This window comes from Pseudomonas sp. CFBP13509 (assembly GCF_005233485.1).
Lineage (GTDB): Bacteria > Pseudomonadota > Gammaproteobacteria > Pseudomonadales > Pseudomonadaceae > Aquipseudomonas > Aquipseudomonas marginalis.
Genome location: NZ_QGAA01000015.1, coordinates 19,814 through 33,929, shown reverse-complemented (window position 1 = coordinate 33,929; position 14,116 = coordinate 19,814). Strand labels below are relative to the sequence as shown.

Annotated in this window: 13 protein-coding genes and 1 pseudogene; 2 read left to right on the top strand and 12 right to left on the bottom strand. The window is 58.0% G+C overall.

The genetic code is table 11. From position 1 onward, the window contains the following. Window positions 1–265: 265 nt before the first annotated feature. Window positions 266–1,477 (top strand): YeeE/YedE family protein, encoded by a 1,212-nt coding sequence (locus PspCFBP13509_RS22785; RefSeq protein WP_137212734.1) that lies wholly within the window; start codon window positions 266–268, stop codon window positions 1,475–1,477. A gap of 1 nt (window position 1,478) precedes the next feature. Here the strand turns inward: PspCFBP13509_RS22785 and PspCFBP13509_RS22780 are convergent, their stop codons facing one another. From PspCFBP13509_RS22780 to PspCFBP13509_RS22725, 12 genes and pseudogenes are all read right to left on the bottom strand, one after another. After that, window positions 1,479–1,640: a DUF2986 domain-containing protein gene (locus tag PspCFBP13509_RS22780; RefSeq protein WP_065923882.1), complete on the bottom strand. Its 162-nt coding sequence runs from the start codon at window positions 1,638–1,640 to the stop codon at window positions 1,479–1,481. Window positions 1,641–1,720: 80 nt separating this feature from the next. Next, the gene (locus PspCFBP13509_RS22775) at window positions 1,721–2,947 is read right to left on the bottom strand and encodes an MFS transporter (protein WP_074847354.1); all 1,227 of its coding nucleotides are present in this window, start codon (window positions 2,945–2,947) and stop codon (window positions 1,721–1,723) included. A gap of 227 nt (window positions 2,948–3,174) precedes the next feature. Continuing rightward, entirely contained in the window at window positions 3,175–3,693 is a 519-nt protein-coding gene (locus PspCFBP13509_RS22770) for a DUF2569 domain-containing protein (protein WP_065923880.1), read from the bottom strand. A gap of 83 nt (window positions 3,694–3,776) precedes the next feature. After that, the gene (locus PspCFBP13509_RS22765) at window positions 3,777–5,012 is read right to left on the bottom strand and encodes a type II toxin-antitoxin system HipA family toxin (RefSeq protein ID WP_065923879.1); all 1,236 of its coding nucleotides are present in this window, start codon (window positions 5,010–5,012) and stop codon (window positions 3,777–3,779) included. After that, on the bottom strand, window positions 5,005–5,250 hold the full coding sequence (locus PspCFBP13509_RS22760; RefSeq protein WP_027604011.1) for a helix-turn-helix domain-containing protein: 246 nt from the start codon (window positions 5,248–5,250) through the stop codon (window positions 5,005–5,007). The genes PspCFBP13509_RS22765 and PspCFBP13509_RS22760 overlap by 8 nt, the downstream gene beginning before the upstream one ends. 87 nt (window positions 5,251–5,337) lie before the next feature. Next, a complete protein-coding gene (locus tag PspCFBP13509_RS22755; protein ID WP_065923878.1) occupies window positions 5,338–6,378 on the bottom strand; it encodes an alpha/beta hydrolase family protein in 1,041 nt (346 codons plus the stop codon). 96 nt (window positions 6,379–6,474) lie between these two features. Beyond that, window positions 6,475–8,496 carry a methyl-accepting chemotaxis protein gene (locus PspCFBP13509_RS22750; RefSeq protein WP_137212733.1) on the bottom strand — a complete coding sequence of 674 codons (2,022 nt, stop codon included), beginning with the start codon at window positions 8,494–8,496 and terminating at the stop codon, window positions 6,475–6,477. A 404-nt stretch (window positions 8,497–8,900) separates the two neighbouring features. Continuing rightward, a complete protein-coding gene (gene aac(6') / locus PspCFBP13509_RS22745) occupies window positions 8,901–9,338 on the bottom strand; it encodes an aminoglycoside 6'-N-acetyltransferase (RefSeq protein ID WP_242001092.1) in 438 nt (145 codons plus the stop codon). A gap of 245 nt (window positions 9,339–9,583) precedes the next feature. Then, window positions 9,584–10,069: pseudogene (locus PspCFBP13509_RS22740) on the bottom strand (IS3 family transposase); the annotation flags it as partial. Window positions 10,070–10,515: 446 nt separating this feature from the next. Next, window positions 10,516–10,824 (bottom strand): hypothetical protein, encoded by a 309-nt coding sequence (locus PspCFBP13509_RS22735; RefSeq protein WP_015885952.1) that lies wholly within the window; start codon window positions 10,822–10,824, stop codon window positions 10,516–10,518. Between the two features lie 29 nt (window positions 10,825–10,853). Then, the gene (locus PspCFBP13509_RS22730; protein ID WP_003192635.1) at window positions 10,854–11,456 is read right to left on the bottom strand and encodes a hypothetical protein; all 603 of its coding nucleotides are present in this window, start codon (window positions 11,454–11,456) and stop codon (window positions 10,854–10,856) included. Between the two features lie 80 nt (window positions 11,457–11,536). Beyond that, window positions 11,537–13,087, bottom strand: a complete 1,551-nt coding sequence (locus PspCFBP13509_RS22725; protein ID WP_015885950.1) for an MFS transporter — start codon at window positions 13,085–13,087, stop codon at window positions 11,537–11,539. A 116-nt stretch (window positions 13,088–13,203) separates the two neighbouring features. Between PspCFBP13509_RS22725 and PspCFBP13509_RS22720 the strand changes: the two genes are divergently transcribed. Continuing rightward, a complete protein-coding gene (locus PspCFBP13509_RS22720; RefSeq protein ID WP_003192639.1) occupies window positions 13,204–13,842 on the top strand; it encodes a TetR/AcrR family transcriptional regulator in 639 nt (212 codons plus the stop codon). Window positions 13,843–14,116 lie beyond the last annotated feature (274 nt).

The following is a 14,116-nucleotide window of genomic DNA, read 5'->3' as shown; positions in this document are numbered from 1 at the left end:
CCGCTCACCACAGGAATTCGGTCAGCCTGAAATTGTTTATGCAAGACTCAAGACTTTTTTGTTAAGTTTTAATCCTTAAAAATCAATTGGTTATGTTGAATTTTAGATGGGTTATCGAGCCCTGGCGAGGCTGCGCTGGCGGTGGCATCGCTTGCATCTACGTTGCCTGACACATCGCTATCGCAGCCTCGCTGAAGATCGACAACGCCCACAGGTTATACTCGCCCCTTCGCAATCACCCCTTCAAATCAAACCGAGATACCCCATGAGCACCTCTCTTTCCCTCACCCCTGCGCGCAAGCCTGTCGCGCCGCTGGTGGCCTTTTTCATCCTGGTGCTGGGCGCCCTGTTCCTGCAAAACAGCGTCGGTTCGCGCCAGGTGCTGTTGCTGGTGGTTGGCGCCGCGCTGGGCTTGACCCTTTACCACGCTGCCTTCGGCTTCACCTCTGCCTGGCGCGTGTTTATCAATGATCGCCGTGGCGGTGGCCTGCGGGCGCAGATGGTGATGCTCGCGCTGGCGGTGCTGCTGTTTTTCCCGGCGCTGGGGGCGGGCACGTTGTTCGGGCAACCGGTGGTCGGGCTGGTGGCGCCGGCCGGGGTGTCGGTGGTGTTCGGCGCGTTTATTTTCGGCATCGGCATGCAGTTGGGCGGCGGGTGTGCCTCGGGCACGCTGTTCACGGTGGGCGGCGGTAATGCGCGCATGCTGGTGACGCTGTTGTTCTTTATCTGCGGCTCGCTGATCGCCACCCACCATGTGGACTGGTGGTTTGCATTGCCGGCGTTCCCGGCGGTGTCCATCGTCAAGAGCTTCGGCGTAGTGCCCGCGTTGCTCGCCAGCCTGGCCATGTTTGCGCTCATCGCGGCCGTCACCGTGAGCCTGGAAAAGCGCCGCCACGGCCAGCTTGAAGAAGGCGTGACCAGCGAACACCAAGGCCTGCGCCGCTTCCTGCGTGGGCCATGGCCGTTGGTATGGGGCGCGATTGGTTTGGCGTTGCTCAACTACGCCACCCTGGCGCTGGCCGGGCGGCCGTGGGGGATTACCTCGGCCTTCGCGCTGTGGGGCGCCAAGGTGGCAAACGGGTTGGGTGTGGACGTGGCCAGCTGGGCGTTCTGGCAAATGCCGGGCAACGCCAAGGCCCTGGCTGCGCCGGTGTGGGAAGACATCACCAGCGTCATGGACATCGGTATCGTCCTCGGTGCGCTGTTGGCCGCCGGCCTGGCCGGACGCTTTGCCCCCAGCCTGAAGATCCCGGCCCGCTCGCTGCTGGCCGCAGTGATCGGCGGCCTGCTGCTCGGCTACGGCTCGCGCCTGGCCTACGGCTGCAACATCGGCGCGTACTTCAGCGGCATCGCCTCGGGCAGCCTGCATGGCTGGGTGTGGCTGGTGGCGGCGTTTATCGGCAACGGCGTGGGCGTGCGCCTGCGGCCGTTTTTCTTTGCCGGTGAGCGCCGGCCCGAAGCGCTGAGCGGTTGCTGAGTTAACCCTCGGGGGACATGTCTGGCGCCTGGGCGGCCTCAGCCGCCAGCTTTTCCCGCTCGGCCTTGCTGATGTACTTATCCTTGGATTTCGGTGCCAATTTGGCGCTGGCCTTTTTGGCTTTGGCCTTGAACAGCTGTTGCAGTTTTTTCTGGCGATTCATAGGTTGTACCCGGGTTGGACAGGCCGCGATGATACCAGCTTAAAAATGGCGACAGCTCCCCACGTAGCCGCCGCACAGGCCTAGCCAGGCTGGGCCGCCAGGCTATTACTGACGTTGCGCCCCAACACCAGCACGGTGACAAAACCGCAGCCCAGCAGCGCCGTGGCCAGGCTCAACAGCACCGAGCTGCCCAACTGGTCGACGATCCGCCCACCGAAGAACGAGCCCAAGGCAATGATTACTTGGAACAAGGCCACAAACAGCGGCATGCCGCGTTCGACATCCTTGGGCGCCACCACAAACATCCAGATACTGGCACAGGCCGGGAAGGCGCCGAAGGCGAAGCCCCACAGCCCGATCAGCATCGCTGCGCCGGTCATGCCGGTGGCGAAGTGGGGGAACAGCGCGGTGCTGGTGCCGATCATCAGCGCCACCAGCAACAGGGTGTGACGCACGCTGCGGTTGGCGGCGAAACCGGCAAAGATATTGCCGAACACCCCGGCCACGCCGAAGAGCAGCAACAGCGAACCAATCGTCGGCCCGTCGAAGCCGGAACTGTATTTGAAGAACGGCGCGACATAGGTATAGGCCGCAAAGTGCGCCAGGCCGATCAACAGCACCGCGATCAACCCGATCCGCGCCTGTGGGTTGATAAACAACGCCGGCAGGTCACTGATGCGAATGGCCTTCTCCGGGGTGAGCCGCGGCAGCAGGAACACCTGCGCCAGCAGCACCGGCACGCCCAGCAACGCAGTGACCAGGAACGTCATGCGCCAGCCCATCAGGCCGCTGAGCCAGGTACCGACGGGCACGCCGAGCACGGTGGCCAGGGTCACGCCCATCATGATGATCGAGGTGGCCTTCGCGACGCCCACGCCCTTGGGCGCCAACCGCCCACTGAGGGCAATGGCCGTGGCCCAGAACCCGCCGATGCTGATGCCCAGCAATACGCGGCCGAACAGCAGCAGGTTGAAGTCACTGGCAAAGGCCACGACCGAGTTGGCGATGATCATGATCAGCGTCAGGCCGATCAGCAGGTAACGACGGTCCATGGCACCAATGCTCACCGACAGGAACGGCGCGGCGAGGGCAGCCATGATGCCCGGCAGCGTCACCATCAGCCCGGCGCGACCGGCACTGATACCGAGGTCGGCGGCGACGTCGTTGAGTACACCCACCGGCAGGAATTCACTGGTCACCAGGGCGAAGGCGCCCACCGCGACCGAGAGAATCGCCAGCCACTGCTGTTTGACGCTTTGTTGATTATGTTCGGGACGGCCGCTGGGGGCCTGGAGGGCGCTTGGCATGATGCTGGGTTCCAAGGGGGGATGTCGCCTGAGGCCAGGCGAGGGTGAAAAATTAGAAGGTTATTATAGGAATCGGGCTCGGCAACGCTAGGCGAGAGGTTCGATAGTAATCATCAGTGCTATCGATGTGATGGCGGCAGCCTGCCTGGCAGGGTGTGGCTGGTGGTGGCGTTTTTCTTTGCCGGTGAGCGCCAGCCGGTCATCGGGCAGGCTCGATGCTCACCGCGTCAAAGGCTGACGGGGCCAGGCGCTTGCGCCGCAACCGGCCGGCGTTGGACAAACGTTGCCTTGACCCTTTTGGAGAACAGTATGTAGGGGACCCAGATCGAGGTGGACACCAATCCGCGGACGGTTTCCTTGGTCGTGTTGTAGTCGAATATGGGTTCATCCACCAGAACAAGCGAGCTGAACCATGCATCAAGTGGAACGTAAACAGCCGAGGCAATGAGCGTGACGATATAAACCTTGGGGAATAAATAATGTTCGCAGAAGAACAGGTAAACCAAATAACCAAAGGCCGCGATAAAGACTGCATTGACGAGGGTTTCTGAAATCAGGATCGCGCCCCACAGGGCGTTAGTCATCGTCGGGCCGGATGAGGTGAGGGTACTAAACGCGCCATCTGCGAATATCGGGTAATACACCGCGATAAGGGCATAACCCAGACGCGCCAAGGCTATAAACAGGCCCAACCCAACCACGATCAGCCAACCGCCCAGTCCCTTCAGTGGTTTACTTTCTTGCATGTTCGCTCCGCCGTTCAATAAAGTTAAAACGATAAATAGTCAGCCGTGCTGCTGAATCACCGCCCTATACCAAGCAAGCACAATCACGCCGGTTCAATACTCCTCGCCAGCCCTGTTGCCCATGCAGCGGTCATCTTTTCCCCAACAACATCAAACTCCGGATGGGTGCTTCGATACTCCGAAAGCTCCACCATTGCACGGCTCATACCGCTGTGGACTCTGGCGAGCAATTCATTGCAACGGGCTTCTGTCAAACTGCACGAACTGCGCCCGAACTGGACCAGCATCTTACGTTTTGGCCAAGCCTTTGAACCGCCGAGCAACAGACCCATAATGTCGTTGACTTGATACACCGTGGTCGTCACAAGGTCGTAAGCTGGCGCGAGCCAAATATCGGCGTCTTCTGCGCAGTTCTCATAGAGCAGGCCGAAATTCTTCAAGTGCCCGTCTCCATTTTGTATGCCGGCGCAGAGCGCCACCATCATAAAAAAGTCCTCAAGTGCCTTGGTCACAAGAGAAGGAGAGACGTAAGTCTTGATCAACTTCGCGCAACCCTGGTAGCTACCGTCGTACTTTTTATCTGTCCCCCATCCGGATAAAACGCACATATCTTCAAAACCAAGGTAGGCGCTTTCACCGATGTCGAACCGTTTGACCACCAGAAACTTACCCTGCTGACTCAACTGGCATTCAGGCACTTCAAGGCCTGTATGAAATGCCGCGCGCATGCAGAAAAACTCATTGGCGGCCAGTTGCGCGAAGTCTGAATCATTGAAGGCCTTCACCAAGTGCGTAGCGCCACGATGGGTGAGACGCGCAACGTCAGGATTCGTATCGTCAACGTTGCGCACCAGTACCTTCGGCTGAACGCCCGAAACGCCTGAGTAGGCTGCGTAGGTTTTCATCAGGTCGTCGAACAGATCTTTCGCCCCGTCATACACGAGCAGCTCGGAGAGTTTTATTTCAGGTAGTAATTCATCCGCAGTGGCTCGGGCGACGCTGATGCGGCCCAGTTGATGGGGGCCGACGATACCCAGCAATGTGAAGTCATCAAAGCCTCGCACTGACTTGCTGAAACGTCGCACAAGCTCCGCTTTCAGGTGGCCTTCGGGGAGATGCATCTCAAACAGGGGATGGATGCCATACGCCCAGATGTAGCTCTCCAGGCGCACCGGCATGGTCAGGGAAACCGCGTTCTTTTCGGTGACTGCCGGGTTATACGAAAACACCGAATCGCGCTGGTTTTCTTCGCCGCGCCCGAGTATTCCGGCAGGCACGCCGCTGGTGCCGATGTGCAGCCGATCGCTTGGTCTAGTCATGGACGTTTTCTGCTTTCAGTTCATCCAGCGTTTTGCGTCGACGCTTAGGTGTCGCGGTTAACTCGTATCCTAACCCCTCAAGGATCGCAGCCACCTTGCGAATTCCCACTTCAGGGATGGTGTTGTTCTCGATTCCAGAGATGGTTGCACGACTCATACCGTGCCGAAGTGCGAGCTGGCTTTGGGAAAGGCCAGCTGCCTTTCGCAGGTTTTTGATCAGGAAACCTAAATCGTCCACAGTGTTTGCATCCTATACAATGCATTTGTGAGGGTTAATACACTTATGCATCGTATTTGATTCGTTTTTTCTTGAATAGCCTTTTCTTTAGTTAGGCGCTTTGCGCCCCAAAAACTCACTGATCAGCCCCACCACCTGCTGCTGAATCACCGCCCGTGGCCGAGCCCCCTCACCATCGCGGCAAATCATGCCGTCGCCTGGCGAACTCTCCTCAATCAACGCCATGCCGCCCGGCTTGCAGATCGACATAAAGCTGAAGTGGGTGGCGTCGCTGATCTCCACATACTTCGTCGTTGCTTCAGGCAGGCGCTTGACCATATCAGCGGACTCCAACTGCGGGTCCATATCTTCCGACGGCACACCCCCCGCAATCACCAGCGCCGGTACCGGCAGCGCAGCCAGGCTGGCGTCGGTGAAGCCGCGCGACAGGCCCAGGTCCAGGGACACGATGGCGGTGACGCGCTTGTCGCTCAAATCCGCCGCCAAGCGCGCTTTACCTTCTGGCGTGCCAGCGGGATTCATCTCCTGATAGCCGATGCAGCCGCCGAGCTTGGGGTGGGCGCTGCAGTCGCGGCTGAACAGCTCGGGGTCGAAGCGCGCCCCGGCGATTTCCAGCACGGTCCAGCCGCCAAGGGAATGGCCCACGGCGGCAATCTGGCCATTCGCGACCGCGCCAAATGGCTTCGGCTGGGCCAATACCGCGTCGATCACGCGGCTCAGGTCGGCCGGGCGTTGCCATAACTGCGCGGCGGTTTGCAGGTTGCGATCCTTGGTGGTGGTGCCGGGGTGGTTGACCGCCGCCACGATGTAGCCCTGATGCGCCAACGCACTGGCCAGCCACACCTGCTTGCCCCAGTTACCGCCATACCCGTGGGAGAGCACCACCAGCGGATGCTCACCGGCAGCCGGCGGGGCGTCGGGTACGGCGAGGGCACCGATGAATACCGCGTTGTCGGCGATCAGGGTGGGTTTGGCGGTGGTGGTGGCGGGGTACCAGACGACCAGTTCGAGTGGTCGGTTTTCTTGCGTATCGGGCAGGGTGACGGTCTTGAAGCCGACGGGGTTTTCGGCGGCGAAGGCGGGAGCGGTCAGGCACAGCAATAGCAGGGCGGCGAGGGCGCTTTTCACGGTTGTTATCGTCCTTGATATGAGCGACGCATCATGCACTGAATTCCCCGTTCAGTGCCATGAGCCCCGCGCCGTTTTTTTACCTGCTGCTAGCGCCTACGCATGGGTGAGCCCGGTCAACGTATCGGCAATGGTCTTGGTCCGTTGCGCCGTGCCTTCGGTGGCGCGGCTCGACGCCTCCAGCACATCCAGCATCTCCCGCAGCGCACCCACCCCGGTGGACTGGTCTTCAATCTGCTGGGCCACCCGCTGGATCTCACTCGACAACAAGTCGATATCCACACCAATTTCCGCCGCATTCTTGCGCGTGATTTCCGCCAGCTTGCGCACCTCGTCTGCCACCACCGCAAAGCCGCGGCCGAGGTCGCCGGCGCGCGCGGCTTCAATGGCCGCGTTGAGCGCCAGCAAATTGGTTTGCCCGGCGATCTGCTGGATCACCTGCACAATCGACTGAATACGCAAACTCGACCCCGCCAGCGTACGTGCGCCCTGCACCGCGACATCCGCCTGGCTCGACAGCCCCTCCACCGTGGCCCCGGCCTGGGCAGACACGCTGTTCTGCTGGCCAATCGTGCCCACCAGTTCATCCATCGAGGCGTGCAACTCGCCGGAGTAATGCTTGAGCTGCGAAGCGATGTCCTCCTGCTGACGCTCGGCCTGGGCCAACACCAGGCCCAAGTCGGCCAGGCCCTCGAAGACTGGCAGGATATTGCGGTCCAGGCCTCGGGTATTCAGGGTGTCGGTGAAGTCATTGTTCTTGAACGCGGTAATCTGCTTGACCACCACATGGTTCAACCCCGCCAGCTTCTTCACCTGACGCCGTAGGAAAAACGCCTTGAACTCGCCGTAATGGGCGATGAAATTGTCCACGTACTCATCACTGAAACTCGCACCCTTGGCCACCCGAAAGAAGAAAATCGCCGTCAGCGTCTGGTTCAGGTTCAGGCCCAAAATCTCCCCGAAGGTCGAAAACCCCGCCAACGGCACATCTCCAAAAATGCCGGCCATGCTGCCCAGCTCGGAGCCGTTGTTCAGCCGGCGCAGAATGCAGTCATTCAAAATCCCCGCCACCGGCTGGCCACCCTTACCACGCAAGAACTGCTCATAGTCCAGGCGCGTCGCCTCACGCAACGGCGTACGCCGCACCATCACCAACTCCTCGCCCGGCGCCACGTCGCAAAACAACTGCACGATCTGCTGCTCATAATCGATACGCGCGATAGACCGCACAAACAACTCACTGCCCACCCGAATCGCAAACGAATAATCCGCCAGCTTCGACTCCAACGCCTGTGGCGCGCAACTGAACGCATCACACAGCGCCTGCACCATGCTCTTGATATTGCCGCTGCTGTCGATCACCTGGTCAATCGTGCGGTCCTCCACCGACGCGGTCAGCACACTGAAGGTCAAATCCGCCGCCTTGAAATTCTGGCTCTTGAACACCCCAAACCGCACATGGGCCGCCGTCTTCAAGAACACAATCTGCGCATGGTGCTGATAACTGCGCTGGCCGTCATGAATCAGCGTCTTCTGGAAATCCGACTTACCCCCGGCCGATCCCCCCACAAACAAACACGGAAACCGCCCCGACTCATACAGCGCCTCCATGAAAAACGACTCCGACGCCGACAACCCATCGAACACCACATACGCCAACGTATCGCGATGATCGATCGACGTACGTACCTGCACCCGCTTGATATTCGCCACCAACTTGGCAATCCGCTCCTGCATCCCCAGGCGAGTGCCGCCACCGCGAATGTCCTCACACTCCAACGGCACCATCACCACCTCGGCCGAAGCGATCAGACTGTCGTCGAACAACTGCAACACCACCCGGTCCCAACGCTCGCCCGTGGCGCAATACAGCGAACCGGGCGCATTGCAGAGCTCGCCGGAGGTGGTGCACAGGCTGAGGGTGGACTGGGGGAAACGGCGTTTGAGCTTGGCGGCGATGGCGTCGATGTCCAGATGGGGGGAGATGAAGCCGGTGATCAGGGTGGGGTTGATGCGTAGGGCGGTGAGGGCGGCGTCCAGGTTGTTGGCGGTGCTGGTGAGGGTGGTGGTGCCTTGGCGAGCGGGCCGGGATTTTTTCAGGAGGGAGAGTGGATTCATGGGGTGGGCTCGGTCGGGTGGGGATGCGGGGGTAGGCATGTGATTAGTAGGGTTATCGGCAGGTTGGGTGGCGGCTGGAGGGGGAGGGTGGGGGATGCGACGGATGGACGCGGGTGTTCTTAGGTTGGTGTTTATAGAGGGGCTGCTTTTGGCCAAAAGCAGCCATTCGATGTGACTATATTCTGCATGACGCCTCAATCGCTGCTGCGCGCACGCGAGCGCCATCCCACACAGGGTAAGGGAACCCTTTCACCTTTTTGTCCTCGGCGAGGATGGCCAGACTATATTACCCAACTGCTGCCGCATCGGTGGGCGCCTGTTTAATCTGGCAACGTATGTTCGGCGAATGTGCCTTGATTTTCGCCTAGATTACCGCTGGCAACCGAATGCTGATCATGTGCCCACTACAACGTCTTGATAGCCCCCAAAGGCTTCAAAAAATAAACCACTCGCTCGGTCTCTGTGAAGCCCAAGGCCTCATGCATGGCGTGGCTTCCTTGGTTATTCAGTAGCGCATCCGAAGCCAGTTCGGTGCAGCCCATTTTTTCGGCCCACTGTTGGATTTCCGCCACGAGTTGCCGCGCTATGCCTTGGCTCCGACTAGCGGGTCGGACATACAGGCCTTCGAGAAAGGCCACGGGCGATGAGCTGGTACCGTTGACATAGTCCACCCGGATCGACGCCTCGGCAAAACCTAGAGCATTGCCATGTTCATTAACGAAGATAAGTACCACATAGCGCTCTGGTGCGTTCAGTATTATCCGTTTGTCATTCTCATTGTTCGAGGAGGAATCAGGCCACAGAGCAACACGGAGGGGCAGCCAACCATCATGGTCGAGCATAGTGCAGCGTTTTATCATTGAAGAAATACTCGAAGGAATAACTGACCAAGATCATAGGTCATCCTCGGTCAGTCTTGGAAGACCAGTTCACGCTTTCAAGGATAGTGTTACGGGTGAGTAGAGCCGCATCCATTTTGCGGGTGAAAATTTAACGTTAATACTGTGGCATAGCGGTCGCATAGAAACTCCGCTTGAAAGGCCAGGAATGACGGGCCAGTAAGGTGAATTGAATCGCCCCGGATTCTCTAGACACCTTGCAAGCTCATTGCGTAACGCTTTTCAAACTCTACCGGTGACAGATGATTGTTGAAACCATGGCGGCGTTTTACGTTGTAGAACATCTCGATGTAATCAAACACATCACTCCGAGCATCTTCCCGCGTGGTGTAGATTTTTCGCTTGATCCGTTCCCGTTTCAGAAGCTGGAAAAAGCTCTCGGCCACGGCGTTGTCATGACAGTTGCCTCGGCGACTCATGCTGGCAACCAAATTGTTTGCCTTCAAAAAGCTGCGCCAATCGGAGCTGCTGTACTGGCTGCCTTGGTCGGAATGAACCATCACCTCTTGCTTCGGTTTACGCCTCCAAACCGCCATCAACAACGCATCAATAGCCAAATCACTGGTCATCTGCGACTTCATTGACCAGCCAACGACCTGCCGAGAAAACAGATCCAGTACCACCGCCAAATATAACCAGCCTTCATACGTACGAATGTACGTGATGTCGGTTACCTCAGCGACAGGCAGCTTCTTTTCGGTCACTTGATTGACTGCTTGGATTTTGAATTCTTCGGGATAACGCGGGTTGCTCATGGCACCTCCTGATTGGCCTCATTTTAAGGCATGGAGGTGTCTACGAACCCCGGGGCGATTCAGCTTTCGGCCAGAAGCAGTCATCCCGTGATCACTCTACAACCTCTACGCGCAGTATCAGCCAAAAGAGCATCAACGCAGTGAGGAACAATACGGTGTGAGCGGTTTATAAAATGCTCTATTGCACAAGCGCGCGGATGGGGATGGATAAGCTGGCATATTTGAGGGTGTGCTGCTGAAAGCCGACGCGATTTTTGCAGAGAAACTCCCTGAAGAGCGGTTTAGATGCCTATTGAGCTGACCGTCGGGTCGTTGTTCGCCGCAATCCGACTTCTGGGCACTTTGCGTGAGACCAGCGTGATGGTTCAGCCTCCAGATGATTCTGCATCGCACAAAAGCTCCAGCAAGTCATTCGCCAGGGCCGCCGCTTCTTGTCGATAGTCGGTATTCCAGCGGCTCGACCAGTTAATAGGCTTTCCCTCATCCTCCCAATGCGCCAACGCAAGCCCGTTGAGTATTTCAAGCTCGAACCAAATACGCTGCCAGGCGACGGCGTCCTGGACTGACGCTGTGTCTTTCCACTGGAATTCTGTTTGCGCGACAAATGCCGCCCATGCGAACACATCTTCTGAGGCTCGCTCGCCGAGCGTTCGGAAGTATTTCGCGCTAGCCAATTAACGATTCCTTGTAGTCGTGCACCTGTCTAGTAAATGTCCATCCCCGGATACAGAGCTTCAGGTGGATGATAATCGGGGTCCTCAAACCTACTGTTCTGGTAATAGGTTTGGGCCGTCGGTCCATCACCGTTGTAGGTCACCTGCGGATTCGGCGTGAGATGCCAACCGTTTCCTTCTGTGTCGCGCTCAATCAGCGATGCGTACACCCTACAGCTGCCTGATGAGCCGGATGTCAGCCTGAACTGGTAATAGAGTCCGGCTTGGGGAGTAAACTTCGTCGAGATGTGGCAGGAGCGAGTGCGTGACCCCTCCCAGAAAAGATCCACCTGCGTTTCGATACCGGGTCGGATCCGCGTTTCGTAATAGTCCCATGTGAGGTCTTGCCCTGCCTTGGGCATGCCCACGTCTTGTGTATGGGTGAACGGCAGGAGGCCGGTGCGAACAGCGCCGCCCGAACGTTTACCGTTTTCGTATTGGTAAACTTCGGCATGTTGCGTGTAGTCGACGATACGTACCCAGGCAGGATTGGGCTCGTTTTCGGGCGCGGTGAAGTAGTTGGTGTGGGGCAAATACTGGCAACCTGCGAACAACGGCAGCGTCAGGAAACAGAGGGTACGGCGAATAGACATAAAACAGTCCTTTACGGGATTGTTGTACAGACCACAGAACTGCAGGTGAATTTCAAGGCTGGCTCCACTCTGAAGCAAAGTCAGCCGCCATCTGTGTGTTTCGGTGGGGGCGATGGCAAGGTGTCGGCCTCAAAAGAGGTGATTAACAGCATCAGGGCCACCAGTGCACAGGCGAGCCCGGAAACCATCATTGCCACATGAAACCCGTGCTCCATCGCGGGAACAAAAAGTGTAGAAACAATCAGCGAGTCACTTGATGCCACACCATGAGCAATCACATACCGCGCAATCTCAGGCGCTTTGGCTACCCCTTGATCACGCAGCGCGGCAGCTAGCACTCGTGACGCCTCGCTGCTCATGAGCGTGCCCAAAAAGGCGACGCCGATTGTCATGCCCATCTGACGCAACGCGTTCATCGTGGTAGAGGCCACCCCCATACGATCAATCGGTGCGGCGGTCATAACCGCCATGCTGGTGGCAGGTACTGCGAGACCGGCTCCGAGCCCCAGAAGCCCGAACAGGGTGCCCACAATCCAATAAGGGGTATGTGCTGTGAAGGTCACCATGGTAGACATCGCCAGCGCCGTCACGCCATAACCGGCCACCAGAAGTCTTCGCGATGTCATCACTGCGCTCAAGCGCCCGTACAAAATCGACACGCAGCCGGTGACCAGAAACTGCGGCATCATTCGCCAACCCGTTTCAACCACTGACAAGCCTTGAATCGTCTGTAAATAGATCGAGAAGAAGAACAGGCAGCTGTAGTACGAAAAACCCAGGGTAAAAGAGGCCAGGTTGACCACGGCAAACGAACGCCTGCGAAACAGCGAAAGTGGCAATAACGGTCGATCTACACACCGCTCTACAAACATAAACAAAATAAACACCACCAGGGCAACTGCCAGCGCCGCTATGGGTATCAAAGAGTTCAAGCCCGGCTGGCCGATACTGATGAGCCCATAAGTCAGGCTGGCAAGACACACGACGCTGAGCACTTGCCCTGCCGGATCCAGCGCTGTGCGCGCTTGCTGTTTGTGCTCCCTGATCCCCCAGATGCCCAGGCCTATGGCAATCATCCCAAGAGGCAGGTTGATAACAAAAATACTCTGCCAACCTATGCCATGGAGCAACAAGCCACCCAGCAATGGCCCCAGGATAAGCGCCAATGCGCTGAACGCCGACCAGCCACCAATGACGTGAGCACGCTCTTCAGCGTCTGGAAATGCATGGCTGAGAATTGGCAGGGCACCCGGGATCAGAAGCGCACCGGCGACTCCCTGCACCGCCCTCCCGAACAGCAGTAAATCCAGGTTGGATGCCATAGCGCAAACTGCTGAGCCGACAGTAAACACCCCTACACCTGCCAGCCAGGCCCGCTTATGCCCATAACGATCGGCGATTGGCCCCGAAGACAGCATGAAGGCTGACAAACAGATCGTGTATGCATTGACGACCCATTGAAGACCGGAAATATCCGTTTGCAACGCGTCTTGCAGTGTCGGTAGTGCCACGTTCACGACGCTGATATCCAGCGTAGCGAGAAACGTGCCGAGGTAGGCTGCACATAGCGCCGCTATGCGGGGAAAGCGGCGGGTGACCGGGTTATCTGAGGCGGAGCGATCAATGTTCATGCCTCATGATATTTGCCGACTGACCGTCGGTCAATGGATCATTCCAACTTTTTCCCACCTCGATTGGTTCCCTCCTTTACACTGATTTCCTTTGACGAATTGTTTGAAACGAGACGATGAAAACCAAAGCCCCCGTAAAAGCTCCGGCGACAGAACGTGCTCCCAAGCCCCGGACCAAACCCGCCGAAGTACGTCTGGATGAACTGATGGCGGCAGCCGAGAAGCTTTTTCTAGCTCAGGGGGTCGAGGCCACCACGATCAACGAGATCGTTGAGTCAGCTCAAGTGGCCAAGGGCACGTTTTATCACTACTTTTCTTCCAAGAACGAAATGCTTGACGCTCTGGCCGTGCGCTATACCGAGCGCTTCATGCTCAGCCTGGACAATGCAATGGCGCGCTGCGCTGCCGATGACTGGGAAGAGCGTCTTCGCGCCTGGATTCACGCCAACATCGAAACCTACGTCAAGACATATCGTATCCACGATATCGTCTACGTGAACCACCACCATCATGATCGTGCCAACGGCTCGAAGAACGCTATTCTCGAGCAATTGCTTGCGATTATTGAAGGGGGCAAGCTGGCCGGCAATTGGGCGCCAGAACATCCGAACGTTGTGGCATTGCTCATTTATGCGGGCGTCCATGGCGCGACTGATAACATCATCGCCGCTAATACCGAGGACTTCGCCCCGTTTGCCCATGCCGTTGCTGATGCTTGCCTGCTGATGTTACCCAACGGCGTCAAACAAGCCTGATCGGAGGCGGTGCTTCGGCCAGAAGCAGACGCTCGCCAGTATATTTTGGTGCCTTATCGTTCTACTTGGCGTTGCCTCAGGATATCGGTGGCTGAAGGGAGCTACCATGTGCCTCGTAACCGACCGGGGCACATGAAATGCTCAGGCTTGCCTGGCTGGAAAGGCGCTGACCTGGCGCTATGCATACGTCCCCCCGACATCTCACGCCTGTAGGCGCGAGCTTGCTCGCGAAAACCCATCAGCCCTCCAACTCGCCAGCCCGATAAATCGCAGT